The organism is Longispora albida DSM 44784 (assembly GCF_000379825.1).
GTDB lineage: Bacteria > Actinomycetota > Actinomycetes > Mycobacteriales > Micromonosporaceae > Longispora > Longispora albida.
This window is the reverse complement of the sequence record NZ_KB903836.1, coordinates 410,075-423,308: the sequence shown is the minus strand read 5'-3', so window position 1 is coordinate 423,308 and position 13,234 is coordinate 410,075. Positions and strand designations below refer to the sequence as shown.

The 13,234-nt window shown below is 72.4% G+C and carries 11 protein-coding genes; 3 read left to right on the top strand and 8 right to left on the bottom strand.

Annotated elements, in window-relative coordinates:
- Positions 1–3 precede the first annotated feature (3 nt).
- The gene (gcvP, locus tag A3G1_RS0127975) at positions 4–2,874 is read left to right on the top strand and encodes an aminomethyl-transferring glycine dehydrogenase (protein WP_018352813.1); all 2,871 of its coding nucleotides are present in this window, start codon (positions 4–6) and stop codon (positions 2,872–2,874) included.
- 88 nt (positions 2,875–2,962) lie between these two features.
- On the opposite strand, the gene A3G1_RS0127970 is transcribed toward gcvP, so the two are convergent.
- The gene (locus A3G1_RS0127970; protein ID WP_018352812.1) at positions 2,963–3,163 is read right to left on the bottom strand and encodes a DUF5999 family protein; all 201 of its coding nucleotides are present in this window, start codon (positions 3,161–3,163) and stop codon (positions 2,963–2,965) included.
- Positions 3,164–3,265: 102 nt separating this feature from the next.
- Between A3G1_RS0127970 and A3G1_RS0127965 the strand changes: the two genes are divergently transcribed.
- Positions 3,266–4,462 (top strand): chorismate-binding protein, encoded by a 1,197-nt coding sequence (locus A3G1_RS0127965; RefSeq protein ID WP_425411413.1) that lies wholly within the window; start codon positions 3,266–3,268, stop codon positions 4,460–4,462.
- Here A3G1_RS0127965 and A3G1_RS0127960 read toward each other — a convergent pair.
- The gene (locus tag A3G1_RS0127960; RefSeq protein ID WP_018352810.1) at positions 4,459–6,306 is read right to left on the bottom strand and encodes a substrate-binding and VWA domain-containing protein; all 1,848 of its coding nucleotides are present in this window, start codon (positions 6,304–6,306) and stop codon (positions 4,459–4,461) included. The genes A3G1_RS0127965 and A3G1_RS0127960 overlap by 4 nt on opposite strands.
- A 229-nt stretch (positions 6,307–6,535) precedes the next feature.
- Between A3G1_RS0127960 and A3G1_RS0127955 the strand changes: the two genes are divergently transcribed.
- Positions 6,536–7,039 (top strand): peptide deformylase, encoded by a 504-nt coding sequence (locus tag A3G1_RS0127955; RefSeq protein WP_018352809.1) that lies wholly within the window; start codon positions 6,536–6,538, stop codon positions 7,037–7,039.
- A 137-nt stretch (positions 7,040–7,176) separates the two neighbouring features.
- On the opposite strand, the gene A3G1_RS0127950 is transcribed toward A3G1_RS0127955, so the two are convergent.
- From A3G1_RS0127950 to A3G1_RS42190, 6 genes are all read right to left on the bottom strand, one after another.
- A complete protein-coding gene (locus tag A3G1_RS0127950) occupies positions 7,177–7,428 on the bottom strand; it encodes a hypothetical protein (RefSeq protein WP_018352808.1) in 252 nt (83 codons plus the stop codon).
- Between the two features lie 145 nt (positions 7,429–7,573).
- Complete coding sequence (locus A3G1_RS37230) at positions 7,574–8,041, bottom strand: DUF2716 domain-containing protein (protein ID WP_018352807.1); 468 nt, start codon at positions 8,039–8,041, stop codon at positions 7,574–7,576.
- Positions 8,038–9,087: a zinc-dependent alcohol dehydrogenase family protein gene (locus tag A3G1_RS0127940; protein WP_026212595.1), complete on the bottom strand. Its 1,050-nt coding sequence runs from the start codon at positions 9,085–9,087 to the stop codon at positions 8,038–8,040. The genes A3G1_RS37230 and A3G1_RS0127940 overlap by 4 nt, the downstream gene beginning before the upstream one ends.
- A gap of 9 nt (positions 9,088–9,096) precedes the next feature.
- Entirely contained in the window at positions 9,097–10,197 is a 1,101-nt protein-coding gene (locus tag A3G1_RS37225) for an alanine racemase (protein ID WP_018352805.1), read from the bottom strand.
- Entirely contained in the window at positions 10,194–11,720 is a 1,527-nt protein-coding gene (locus A3G1_RS37220) for an IucA/IucC family protein (RefSeq protein ID WP_018352804.1), read from the bottom strand. The genes A3G1_RS37225 and A3G1_RS37220 overlap by 4 nt, the downstream gene beginning before the upstream one ends.
- Complete coding sequence (locus A3G1_RS42190) at positions 11,717–13,156, bottom strand: IucA/IucC family protein (protein ID WP_083937150.1); 1,440 nt, start codon at positions 13,154–13,156, stop codon at positions 11,717–11,719. The genes A3G1_RS37220 and A3G1_RS42190 overlap by 4 nt, the downstream gene beginning before the upstream one ends.
- Positions 13,157–13,234: the final 78 nt, after the last annotated feature.

Here is a 13,234-nt window from a genome sequence, read left to right as displayed (position 1 = left end):
TGCATGGCGCGTCCCGACCACCGCGCGAGTCTCACCGACCTGTCGCGCGGCGTACCGTTCTCCCGCCGTCACATCGGCCCCTCCGCCGCCGACCAGCAGCAGATGCTGGACACCGTCGGCTACTCCAGCGCCGAGGACCTGCTCGACGCCGCGATGCCCGGCGCGATCCGCACCACCCAGGCACTGAACCTGCCCGCAGCGGCCACCGAGCCGGAGGTCATCGCCGAACTCCGGCAGATCGCCTCCCGCAACCGGGTCATGTCGCAGATGATCGGCCTGGGCTACTACGGCACCCACACCCCCCCGGTGGTGCTCCGCAACGTCCTGGAGAACCCGTCCTGGTACACCGCGTACACGCCGTACCAGCCGGAGATCTCCCAGGGCCGCCTCGAAGCGCTCCTGAACTTCCAGACCGTCATCTCCGACCTCACCGGCCTGCCGACCGCCGGCGCGTCACTCCTCGACGAGGCCACGGCCGCCGCCGAGGCCATGACCCTCGCCCGCCGGGCCGGCAAGTCCAAGAGCAGCCGGTTCGTCGTCGACGCCGACGCGTTCCCGCAGACGATCTCCGTGATCGCCACCCGCGCCGAGCCGCTCGGCATCGAGGTCACCGTCGCCGACCTGTCCGCAGGGCTGCCCGAGGGTGACTTCTTCGGCGTGCTCATCCAGTACCCGGGCGCCTCCGGCGCTGTCCGTGACCACGCGGCGCTGATCAGCGAGGCCCACGAGCGCGGCGCCATCGTCGCCGTCGCCGCCGACCTGCTGTCCCTCACGCTGCTGCGCGCCCCGGGTGAGATCGGCGCGGACATCGCCGTCGGCTCCGCCCAGCGCTTCGGCGTGCCGATGGGCTTCGGCGGCCCGCACGCCGGGTACATGTCGGTCCGCGCGGGCCTGGAGCGGTCCATGCCGGGCCGGCTCGTCGGCGTGTCCAAGGACGCCGACGGTGACCCCGCCTACCGCCTGGCCCTGCAGACCCGCGAGCAGCACATCCGCCGCGAGAAGGCCACCAGCAACATCTGCACCGCGCAGGTGCTCCTGGCCGTCATGGCCAGCATGTACGCGGTGTGGCACGGCCCCGACGGCCTCAAGCAGATCGCCGAGCGCGCCCACCGCAACGCCACCGTCCTCGCTGCCGGGCTGCGTGCCGGTGGCGTCGAGGTCGCCCACGAGTACTTCTTCGACACCGTCACCGCCCGCGTGCCGGGCCGTGCGGCAGAGATCGTGCACGCGGCCGCCGACGCGGGCGTCAACCTGCGGCTCGTCGACGCCGACCTGGTCGGCATCGCCTGCGACGAGACGACCACCGACGGGGACCTGCTGAGCGTGTGGCGTGCCTTCGGGCTCGGCTCGCTGAGCATCTCCGACCTGGACGCGGCCACCCCCGACGCGCTGCCGGACGCCCTGCTGCGCTCCTCGGCGTACCTGGAGCATCCGGTGTTCTCCGCGCACCGTTCCGAGACGCAGCTCCTGCGCTACCTCAAGTCCCTCGCCGACAAGGACTACGCCCTGGACCGGGGCATGATCCCGCTCGGCTCCTGCACGATGAAGCTCAACGCCACCACCGAGATGGAACCGGTGACCTGGCCGGAGTTCGGCTCCATCCACCCCTTCGCGCCCGTCGAGCAGGCCGCCGGCTACGAGGAGCTCGTCCGCACCCTCGAAGGCTGGCTGGCCGAGGTCACCGGCTACGACGCCGTCAGCGTCCAGCCCAACGCCGGCTCGCAGGGTGAGCTGGCAGGCCTGCTGGCCATCCGCGCCTACCACCGCGACAACGGGCAGGCGCACCGCGACGTGTGCCTCATCCCGTCCAGCGCCCACGGCACCAACGCCGCCTCCGCCGTCATGGCCGGCATGCGCGTCGTCGTCGTGGCCTGCGACGACGAGGGCAACGTCGACCTTGCCGACCTCGACGCGAAGATCGCCAAGCACGTGGAGAACCTGTCGGCGATCATGGTGACCTACCCGTCCACGCACGGCGTGTACGAGGAAGGCATCACCGAGCTGTGCGGCAAGGTCCACGCCGCAGGCGGCCAGGTGTACGTCGACGGCGCGAACCTCAACGCACTCCTCGGCTTCGCCAAGCCCGGCCAGTTCGGCGCGGACGTGTCGCACCTCAACCTGCACAAGACGTTCTGCATCCCGCACGGCGGCGGCGGCCCCGGCGTCGGCCCGGTCGCCGTCGGCGCGCACCTCGCCCCGTACCTGCCCGGGCACCCGCTGCACGAGGGCACCAAGGTCGGCCCCGTGTCGGCCGCCCCGCACGGCTCGGCGGGCATCCTGCCGATCTCGTGGGCGTACCTGCGGCTCATGGGCCCCGACGGCCTGGCGAAGGCCACGGCCAGCGCGGTACTGGCCGCCAACTACGTCGCGGCCCGGCTGCGCGAGCACTACCCGGTGCTGTACTCCGGCAACAAGGGCCTCGTCGCCCACGAGTGCATCCTGGACCTGCGCGGCATCACCCGCGACTCGGGCGTCACTGTGGACGATGTCGCCAAGCGGCTCGTCGACTACGGCTTCCACGCCCCGACCATGTCCTTCCCCGTGGCCGGCACCCTGATGGTGGAGCCGACCGAGTCGGAGGACCTGGGCGAGCTGGACCGGTTCATCGACGCGATGATCGCCATCCGCGGCGAGATCGCCCAGGTGCAGGACGGCGTGTGGCCCGCGGACGACAACCCGCTGCGCAACGCCCCGCACACCGCGGCGGCCGTCACCGCCGAGGAGTGGGCGCACCCCTACTCCCGGCAGACCGCCGCATACCCGGGTGGCGTGACCGCCGTCAAGTACTGGCCGCCGGTCCGCCGGATCGACCAGGCCTACGGCGACCGTAACCTCGTGTGCTCCTGCCCGTCACCGGAGGCCTTCGAGGACTAGGGTCCTCCCCGGTCAGACAGCGAAGAGGTGGTCCCGCCTGGCGGGGCCACCTCTTGTCGTTGCCTCTGGGCTCGCGGCCGCGGCCCGCTCAGGCGGCGGCCAGGTGCAGGGCCGGCCCGCGGTGCGGGGCGACGCAGCGGCCGTCGGGCAGGAGCTCGCCGGTGTCCTCGAACTGGATCACGCCGTTGCACAGCAGGTTCCAGCCCTGCTCGGGGTGACCGGCGATGATCCTTGCCGCTTCGGCATCCGTGGCGTCGGCGGCGGGGCAGGCTGGCTGGTGGGGGCACATGTTCTATCTCCGACTCTGGCGTGACGAGCCTCACAGGCGCAATTGCACGCTACCTTGTTTAACGGCGGTTGTGCCTCTCCGTAACGGAGTTGAGGTGAAGTCTTGACCATTCGGCTGAGTCTGGCCTGCCCCCCGGCTACTCCCCGTAACTGTCAGGGAACGGTTCGGGAGCGCGAACGCCGCGAATGGCGCACCGGAGACCCCGGGGACCCCCTGGCGATGACGGTGAGTTTCCTCACCGCGGCGGGCCTTCCCGCCCAGGACCTGACAGCGCTGCCCGGCGGCGAGTGCCCCGGCGGGCCACCCGGCTCGGTGTGCGGGGCGGCGATCCTGCTGTCGGCGGCCGCCGGGTCCGCCGCGATCGGCGGGCCGGCCGGGCCGCCGTCACCCGCCCCGGGCGTACCGGACGTGGCGGTCATCGTCTACGAGCACGCGGACCCGGAACCGGCAGCGGAAGGCGAGCCGTGGCTGATCGGGCCGTGGGTGCCGTCGTGGGCCCCGCAGGAACACGCCGCCGCCGTGTCCGCCGTGCGTACCGCCATCAGCCGCGGCGAAGTGTACCAGGTCAACGTCGTCGGCCACTGGGCGGCGGCGTGCTCCGGTGACCCCCGGCCCGCCCTCACCCGCATCGCCGGCATCCCGGGCGCCGTGTACGGGGGCATGCTCACCGGCGACGGCTGGGCGCTGGCCACCGCGTCACCGGAACTGCTCGTGTCGGTGGCCGGCGGTACCGTCACGTCGAAGCCGATCAAGGGCACCCGGCCGTCCACTCCGGAGGGCCGCGCCGAGCTGCTCGCCTCGGTGAAGGAACGCGCCGAGCACATCATGATCGTCGACCTGGTGCGCAACGACCTCGCGCTCGTCGCCGAGACCGGCTCGGTGGCCGTCACGGAACTGTTCGCGCTGCGCCGCTGGGTCGCGCTGTGGCAGGCCGAGTCGGTGGTCACCGCGCGGCTGCGCGCCGGTACCGGGCTGGACGGGCTGCTGCGGGCCGTCGCGCCGGGCGGGTCGGTGACAGGTGCGCCGAAGCTGGCGGCGCTCGCGCAGATCGCCGCGCTCGAGACGGCGGGGCGGGGGCCGGCGATGGGGGCCGCGGGTTACCTCAGCAGGTACACCCTGGAACTGGGGCTGACGATCCGGACCGTGGCCGTGACGCAGGGCCTGGCGCACATCTGGGCCGGGGGCGGCATCACCTGGGGCAGCGACCCGGAAGCCGAAGTGCTGGAAGCGGCGGCGAAAGCCGGGCCGCTGATGGCGGCGATGACCCCGGCCGGGGCCACCGCCGCTGGAGCCGGCTAGCCGAACAGCGCGTCGACGAGGACGGTCGTGATGTCGCGCGACGTCTGCGACTTGTGGAACCGGCCCTCGGAGGACTGCGCGATGGCCTGCAGCGACGCCGCGTCGGCCTTCGGGCCGTAGCCGATCGTGATGACCTTGACCGGCTTCTTGCCGCCGTTGGCCTTGTTCGCATCCTTGATCTTGCCGGTGAGCGCGTCGAGGCTCAGGCCGCCGGCGACGGTCTCCTCCTCGCCGTCGGTGATCACCACGACGACGTTGCGGGCAGCCTCGTCCAGGTAGTTCTTCTGGACCTCCTGGTAGGCGTCCCACGTCGTGTTGTACAGCGCCGTGGCCCCGTTGGCCTGCAGGCCGTTGACCTGGTTGATCAGGGTCTGCCGGTGGCCGGTGTCGAGGATCGCGATCGGCGCGAGCTTGCGGTAGTTGTCCGGCTGGCCCTGCGGCGTGGAGAACGCCCACAGGCCGACCCGGGCCTGCTGGCCGAACATGCCGATCGAGTGGACGGCCGCTTCCTTGGCCAGGTCCAGGCGGGTCTTGTTCTTGCCGGTGCCGTCGTTGGTGCCGGGCACCGGGTCGTTCATCGAGCCCGTCACGTCCATCACGAGCAGCACGTTGACCGGGCGGGCGAGGGCCGTCCACGTCGAGTAGGTGGCCTGCACCGACTCGGGCAGCAGCACGGCACGCGGCAGGGTCTGCATCTGCGGCTGGATACCGGCGGCGGAGTTGAGGTTCTGCCCGCCGATCCGGTTGGAGTCGCGGAACCCGTCGGCCAGGAACGTCTCCCGGCCGGAGTCACCCCGCAGGAACGTCAGGAACGCCTTCGCGACGGCCTGCCGGTTCGGGTCGGCCCACGCCATCCGCTCCAGCACCAGGTACGGGTTGTCGGCGTCGGCGGAGCCACCGGAGGGGTACACCGCGACCAGCGGGACCTTCGGCTTGGCCGCGTTGTAGGCGATGATGTCGCGCTCCAGCGCCGGGAAGCCGGACACGTACTTGAGGGCGTCCAGCTCGCTCTGCGCGTCGGCCTTGGCGAGCCCGGCGAAGATCTGGTCGGTGCTCTGCATGTACATCTCGGGCTGGACGGCCTTCTTGAAGTTCCAGACCGACTGGCGTTCCTCGCTGCTGACGTCACCGTCGTCGTCGGCGTCGGTGACGGCCATCAGGGCGTGCAGGCCCGGCGTGGACTTCGACGGGTCGGTCATGGCGACCTTCAGCGGGCCCCACTCGGCCTTGCCGCCGTACTTGTCCCACGTCAGGCCGGTGCCCAGCGCGGTGATCAGGTCGTTCCAGCTGGCGCGCTTGCCAGCCCAGGCGCCGGCCTGCAGCACCTTCACCATCGGCTCGGGCATCGCGATGACGGTGGGCGTGCGGGCCAGCGACGGCTGCAGCGTCGGCAGCGTCCGCTCGGCGAGCGGGTTGTTGGCGGCCTTGCGCACCCACGCCGTGGACGCGGGCACCCACACGTCGGGCTGCGGGCCGTTGATCCGCGGGTCCCAGTCGCTGCCCAGTGCCGTGGACACGTCGGAGGAGTCCTTCGCGACGATGTCGACGGCCGCGCAGTGCTCGGTCTTCTTGTCCTTGGCGTCGGTGACGACAGGCTCGGTGTCCTGCCACTCCCGGGCCAGCTTGTCGAGGATCTTCGCGATCGCGGGGTCGGCGAGGACCTGCGCGGTCACGGGGTCACCGGAACAGCCGGAGTTCGCGATGTACACCGCCCCGGCGCCGCCGCCCGCCAGGACCAGCGCGGAAACGCTGGCGATGACGATCCACGGGGCGACGGTGAGGCGCCGCCGGGGGCCACCGCGGCGGTGGGACCGGACGTTCGCATGACGGCCATGCGGTGGCATAGGGATGCCTCCCGAACACGTAGATCAAGCCTGGGACCGTCGTAGTGTAGGGGTTGGCACGGCCACTGCCGATAGGCGGAACACGCACTGTGCAGCCAGACTTCACGCAGTACCGGAATGATCACTTACCGTTACTTCTTTCGTCCGGATTTATCGTTATCCAGGGCTTATCCCGGTGACGCAGACGGCGGGACCAGTCGCCAAGTTGTTAGGAAGCTACGGTGAGGGCATGACCATGCGGCCTATCCGGATCATTGGCGACCCGGTACTTCGGACCCCGACCGACCCGGTGACGAGTTTCGACGCGAGCCTGCGCGCCCTCGTCGCCGACCTGATGGACACCCTGCTCGGCGCGCCGGGCCGGGCCGGGGTCGCCGCCCCCCAGATCGGGGTGAGCGCGAGGGTGTTCGTCTACGACGCAGGCGGCCAGCGCGGCCACGTGGTCAACCCGGAGCTGGAGCTGTCGGAGGAACTGCAGCTCGACGGTGACGAGGGCTGCCTGTCGGTGCCCGGCCTGTGGTTCCCGACGCCGCGGGCCATGCACGCCGTCTGCCGGGGCTACGACCAGCACGGCGAGCCCATCGAGGTGAGCGGCTCCGGGTTCCTCGCCCGGGCACTGCAGCACGAGACGGGCCACCTCAACGGGCAGCTGTACGTGGACACCCTCAAGGGCGACACCCGCAGGGCGGCGCTGCGCGCGATCCGGGCCGGGCTGCCGGCCCGCTCCGCCTGACGCCGGCGCATATTTATCGGCCGTCTATACAGGACGGTGAACGTGGTGAGGCCGGCCCCGGGGGTGCCTTCCGGGGCCGGCCGGTTCACGGGGCCCACGTCAGCGGGACGCGTGCTCCCAGGTGACGCGGGGGGCCGTCAGCACAGGCCCTGGTCGAAGCGGTAGAAGGTGGTCTCGGTACCCCAGCGGTAGGTCTCGTGGGCTCCGCACCACGGGCCGGGGATGTGCACGCCGACCATGTTCGAGTAGGTGTTGTCGCTGTAGTAGAGGATCCTGAGGAACGTCTGCCCGCCGCCTCCCGGCGGGACGGGAATCGCGTTCGCCGGTGCGGCGCCGGCGAACAGGCCGCCGGCCACGAGGGCCGCGGCGAGAAGAGTACGGCGGATCATCGTGCCGTCCTTTCCTTCGGGGATGAGGAGCTGACAGCGATCCTCACGCCCGGCACGCGGCGTCTCAATGCGCACGGGAGTAAATACGTACCCGCCGGCGAAAAGCGGGTACCGGCCCTCCGGCGGCCCGGTCGTGGCGTGCGCGTCACGCGTCCAGGGGCTGGCCGCCGTAGCGGACGCGGGGCATGAGCTTGTCGAGGCCGGCCACGTGCGGCAGGACGGCGTCGCCGAACGCGCACAGCGTCTTCTCCCACGGGTGCCCGAACAGGCCCGCCGACAGGTCCTGGGTGATGTGGATGTAGTAGTCGCCGTCGGGGTACACGCCCAGCGGCCAGTCGCGGGGCGGGGTGCGGGCCGGGTCGAGCCAGAAGCACGGGTGCTGCCAGTCGAGGACGTACAGGCCCTGGCCTTCCGGCACGGAGCGGATCATGGTGATGCGCCCGGCGCGGTCGAGCTCGGGCCGGGACTCCAGGGCGGTGAGGTCCCAGGTGACCGAGGCTGCGGGCTCGCTGATGCCGGGGAAGCGCACCACGGACGGCCTGAAGGCGTACCGGGTGGCGAACGCCGCCCAGATCAGGTCCCGGCGGGGCAGGTCGAGTTCTGCGGCGCTCATGAAGCGCCCTCCATCCTGATCAGCACCTTGAGGGCGCGGCGGCCGTTCATCGCCTCGTAGCCGGCGGGTACCCCGTCCAGGCCGGTGACGGTGTCGAACACGGGCCCGGGGTCCAGCCGCCCGGCGAGCACGTCCGCGAGGAGCTCGGGGATGTACGCGCGGGCCGGGGCGACGCCGCCGCGCAGGGCGATGTTACGGCCGAACATGTCGCTGATGTCCACACCGGCCGATCCGCCGTGCGGGACGCCGACGTAGCCGACGGCCCCGCCGTCGCGGGCGATGTGGATGGCGGTGCGCATGGACTGCTCGGTGCCGACGGCTTCCAGGACGGCGTGGGCACCCTCGCCGCCCGTCAGGTCGCGGACGGCGTCGACGGCGTCCTGCCCGCGCGCGGGCACGATGTCGGTGGCGCCGAACCGGCCGGCGATGGCGGTACGTGAGGCGTGCCTGCCGCACATGATGATCCGGGCGGCGCCGAGCCGCTGGGCGGCGAGTACCCCGCACAGGCCGACGGCGCCGTCGCCGACGACGGCCGCGGTCACGCCGGGGCGTACGCCGGCGGCGAGGGCGGCGTGGTGGCCGGTGGACATCACGTCGGACAGGGCCAGCAGCGCGGTCATGGTGTTCTCGGGCAGGCCGGGCGGGATCTTCACGAGGGTGCCGTCGGCGTGGGGGACGCGGACGGCCTCACCCTGCCCGCCGTCGGAGCCCGGCTCGCCCCAGAACCCGCCGCGCGGGCAGGAGGTGTGCAGGCCTTCGAGGCAGTAGGCGCACGTGCCGTCGGACCACACGAACGGGGCGATGACCACATCCCCCGGCGCGACGCCGTGCACGTCCGGCCCGGTCTCTGTGACGACGCCGAGGAACTCGTGGCCGATGCGCTGCCCCGGCTTGCGGGACGCCACGCCCTGGTAGGCCCACAGGTCGCTGCCGCAGATGCACGCGTGGGTCACGCGCACGACCGCGTCGTGCGGCTCGCGGACCTGCGGGTCCGGGACCTCTTCGACCCGGACGTCTCGCGGCCCGTAAATCACAGTTGCCCGCATTGGGCCAGATTATGCGAAGTGCTCGACGGCGATGCCCGGTTTGGGGTGGGAGAGGAAATCGTGGTGGGACACCTCCAGGCCGTACGCGCCGGCCAGGGCGAACACGAGGACGTCACCGACACGCAGCTCGTCCACGTGCTGGTCACGGCACAGCACGTCGCGGGGCGTGCACAGCTCCCCGGCCGCGGTCACGGCGGCGTCGCGCACCACGGGCCGGGCCATCGGGTAGGGCCAGGCGTCCTGCCTGCGGACGGTGAAGGGATGGCTGTAGCCCCAGGCGGCGGGCAGGCGGAAGTGGTGGGTGCCGCCGCGCAGCACGGCGAACCACACGCCGCCGTTCTTCTTCAGATCAAGGACTTCCGCCTCGTACCGCCCGGCGGGCGCCACCAGCCACCTGCCCGGCTCGACGACCAGCCGGGGATCGGCGGGCAGCCCCGCCCCGAAGCCGGTGAGACTGAACTCCGTGCCGCCGGTGTAGTCGACGCCGAGCCCGCCACCGCAGTTGACGATCTCGGCATCGGGCAGCACCGTACCCGCCCACGCGAGGGAACCAGTGACGAACGCGGCGTGCGCGGCGGCGTCGAGGTTGCTGGACACGGCGTGCAGGTGCAGGCCACGCAGCCGGATCCGTGGCAGCCGCCCGGCGAGGGCCAGCACATCGCCCAGCTCCTCCTCGGGCACGCCGAACGGGGCCGGCACGCCGGTCATCTGGTGACTGCCGGTGAGCCCGGACGCGCGGGCGACCCGGACACACACATCCACAGGCCTTTGCGCGAGGTAGGACAGGCGGCGCAGTTCCCACGCGCTTTCCACGTTGACGATCACCGGGACCGGGCAGGAAGCTGCGGCGGCCAGCTCCGCGTCGGTCTTGCCCGGCCCTCCGAACACGACGCGGCGCGCCCCGGCCGCCACGGCCTTGGCGAGTTCCCCGCCGGAGGCGACTTCCAGCCCGTCGGCGTGCGCGGCGGCCGCTTCCAGGAGCGCCGGGTGGCTGTTGGCTTTCACCGCGTAGTACAGGCCGGCTCCGTCCGGCAGCACGGCGCGCAGTGCTGCGATCCGCGCGGTGAGGACGGCGGGGGAGTACACGTACCGGCAGACGGGGTCTCTCACAGCGGGTTCTCCACGGGCACGTAGATGTCACCGGAGCCGGTCATGCGCATCGTGACGAGCGCCTTGTGCGACCAGGGGCGGGTGGTGAACGCCTCCAGGTCGGCGGCGGCCTCGGGGCCGTCCAGCATGGTGTAGCAGGCGCGCAGGACCTGCCCGGCTGCCGCCCAGCCTGCGGGGCCGAGACCCAGGCCGCCGACGAGGGCCCCGAGGTGGTTGACGAGCGCCGTGTACGACACCTTCGACCGCATCACCTCGATGTCCGTGGTGCCGGTGACCGAGCCCGGGTACAGCTCCAGGGGGTGGCCTGAGGCAGCCAGGCGCGGCAGGTGCAGCCGCACACCGCCCAGGTCACGGAACACCATGCGCACGATCCGCCCGTCCCGGAACACCGGCACGCAGTTCTGCAAGTGCGCTTCCAGGCCAGCACCCGCCGCCGCGAGCGCCGTCACCGGCCGCAGCAGCGCCGTGGCGTACGCGGTGAAGAACTCCAGCCTGTCCTGCCCGGCCGCCAGCAGCTCCAGCACCGTCCGCCCCGTCACCGGGCACACCGCCGGCAGCGCGTTACCCGGCACGGCCAGCTCCCCGGGCCGCACCACGGCGGCCAGCGGCTCGCGCAGCAGCGCCGTCGCGTCCCGCTCGCCGTGCGCAAGACGCGCACCGGCCCCCGCGTACTCGGCGAGCAGCGCCCCGCCCGTGCCCGCGACCAGCTCACGCAGGACCTCCGACACGACGGGCCCGTTCAGCGCCGTCGCCAGCGACACCGACCGGCGCGTCGAGGTGACCTGCACGTCCAGGGACACCTTCACCAGATGCCCGGCCGACGTCAGGAGCGTGCGCAGCGAACCAGTCGGCGCGGCCTGCACCGCCAGCCCCTCCGCGAGCGTGATACCCGGGGCGCGGCACAGCACGTTGTCCCACTGCCACGGATGCACCGGCTGGACCGCGAACCGGGTATCACCCGCGAAGCCCATCGCCGCCCCCACATCGTCACCGGTGTGCAGCTCGCGGGGGATGCGGGCGAACAGCAGCGCGAACCCCGGCCCCTCGATGTCGTAGCGCAGCACGTCGTCCCGGGACATGCCGAGCCGGGTACGGCCACAGGGATGCAGGTTGTGCCCGCCCGTGGCGAGGCGCTCCAGCAGCAGCGCACCGTCGTCGGGACCGAGGCTCAGGGCCTCGGCGAGCGCGTCCTGCTTGAGAACCGGGCGGCGCGCGGCGGCGACGGCCAGGTTGGCCACGGCGTCGGCCAGCTCGGCCGCCAGGCCCTCGTGCGGGCCCGCCAGCAGCTCCAGCAGCCGCACAGGATCGGTGACAGGCTCACCACCGTGACGGGCCGGGCCGTGCACGTCCAGCGCCCCGGCAGGCACCGGGACGGCGGGCACGGTCACGCCGCCCGGCCAGTGCAGCACACCGCCCTCGAAGCGGGCCTTGCCGCCCAGCCCGGCGACGTCCTCGGTGTACAGGGCCCCCAGCAGCAGCCGCGACACGTGCTCCCGGGCCTCGGCGAGCAGCAGGCCCGTCACAGCGCCTCCACAGGGTTCGGTACCGGCACCCACACATCCTCCAGCGGATCAGCAGCCAGGCGCATCGCCGTCGTGGCCTTCAACGGCCACGGACCCCGCAGCAACTCCGGCACAGCCGCCAGCTCGGCGGCCACCGGACGCCACAGCTGACCGGCCGGCACACCCGAGCAGCGCGACAGCACCGTCACCAGCTCCGTGCACGCCGACGCCAGCAGCGAAGACGCCAGCTTGTCCCGCAGCACCCGCGGATCGTCCGACGGGATGTCACCGGCGAGCTCCGGGCACACCACGCCGTGCCGGGCCAGGATCGCGGGGGAGACCCGGACACCACCGAAGTCGCGGTAGCCGGCCCGGACGGGCCAGCCCTCCCGCAGTACCAGGAAAGTGTTCTGGCCATGCGCCTCCAGCGCGACGCCCGCCCGCAGCAACCCCAGCAGCGGCCTGACGAGAACCTCCGCGACAGCGGCCATCCACGCGGCAGGGGCCGTGACACCCGCCAGCATCGGCACCGGCCCAGCGGCCAGCACCGACAGCGGCACCGCCACCTCACCCGCAGCCAGGACCGGCGGCCTGCGCAGCAACGCCGAGCACTCCCGCCGCCCGTCACCACCACCGAACGGCTCCGCCAGCACCTCCAGCCCCGACAGCTCCGCCACCAGCCCCCACAACGCCGGCCCGTTACGCGCCGACGCCGGCGACACCGTCCGCACCGCCGACGTCATCTGCACGCTCAGCGCCGTCTTCACATGCCACTCACCGGCATCCAGCGTCCGCAGCGACATCAGAGGCCGCGCCTCGACAACCCCAGCCGTGCGCCGCCCCTCACCACCCAGCACATGCCTGAGCTGCCACGGGTGTACCGGCAGGAGGAAGTCCCCGCCATCCCGCCACGGCCACCCGGCCGAACCCGACCACGCACCGGCGGGCACCGCCACGAGATCCAGGGACACGACCGGCTGGTGCTCCGGCGCGTACGCCAGCTGCTCGGCCGCCGACATGCCCGTCCTCGTCCGGCACAGCGGATGCAGCGGATGCCCGTCCACCACCCGCGCCTCCACCTCCGGCAGCGACCAACCAGACGGGGGAACAGCAGTACGCGCCAGCGCCACGTTCTCCACACTCCCGGCGAGCTCCTCGCGCAGCCGCTGCGGCCAGCCCAGCCCGGCAGCCAGCACCACCGGATCGTCCAGCAGCCGGCCATCCAGCTCCAGGACCACCCCGCCCGCATAGTCAGCGAACCGCTCCGCGCACGCGGCCGGGCCCGACAGCCGCCGCCCGCCAGCCAGCCGCACCACCAGCTCGTCACCAACGACCGAGCGGGACGTCACGGCGGCGAAAGACTCCCGCGCGAGAGCCCCCCACAACCGGCCCAGCACAGCGGCCCGCGCGCCCGGCAGATGCTCCACAGGATGCCGCACCAGGGCAAACCTCCACATTAGGACAGGCTAACCATACCCGGCGGGCCGGGCCAGCTCCCCAGCACACCAGCGGCAGGTCCCGTTGGCAACCCGCAG

What these genes read in the sequence shown, in the direction of transcription:
- A3G1_RS0127940 (WP_026212595.1), bottom strand. Translation starts at nt 9,087, where the DNA reads ATGCGGGCAACTGTGATTTACGGGCCGCGAGACGTCCGGGTCGAAGAG.
- A3G1_RS37230 (WP_018352807.1), bottom strand. Translation starts at nt 8,041, where the DNA reads ATGAGCGCCGCAGAACTCGACCTGCCCCGCCGGGACCTGATCTGGGCG.
- A3G1_RS0127970 (WP_018352812.1), bottom strand. Translation starts at nt 3,163, where the DNA reads ATGTGCCCCCACCAGCCAGCCTGCCCCGCCGCCGACGCCACGGATGCC.
- A3G1_RS0127955 (WP_018352809.1), top strand. Translation starts at nt 6,536, where the DNA reads ATGACCATGCGGCCTATCCGGATCATTGGCGACCCGGTACTTCGGACC.
- A3G1_RS42190 (WP_083937150.1), bottom strand. Translation starts at nt 13,156, where the DNA reads ATGTGGAGGTTTGCCCTGGTGCGGCATCCTGTGGAGCATCTGCCGGGC.
- A3G1_RS0127950 (WP_018352808.1), bottom strand. Translation starts at nt 7,428, where the DNA reads ATGATCCGCCGTACTCTTCTCGCCGCGGCCCTCGTGGCCGGCGGCCTG.
- gcvP (WP_018352813.1), top strand. Translation starts at nt 4, where the DNA reads ATGGCGCGTCCCGACCACCGCGCGAGTCTCACCGACCTGTCGCGCGGC.
- A3G1_RS0127960 (WP_018352810.1), bottom strand. Translation starts at nt 6,306, where the DNA reads ATGCCACCGCATGGCCGTCATGCGAACGTCCGGTCCCACCGCCGCGGT.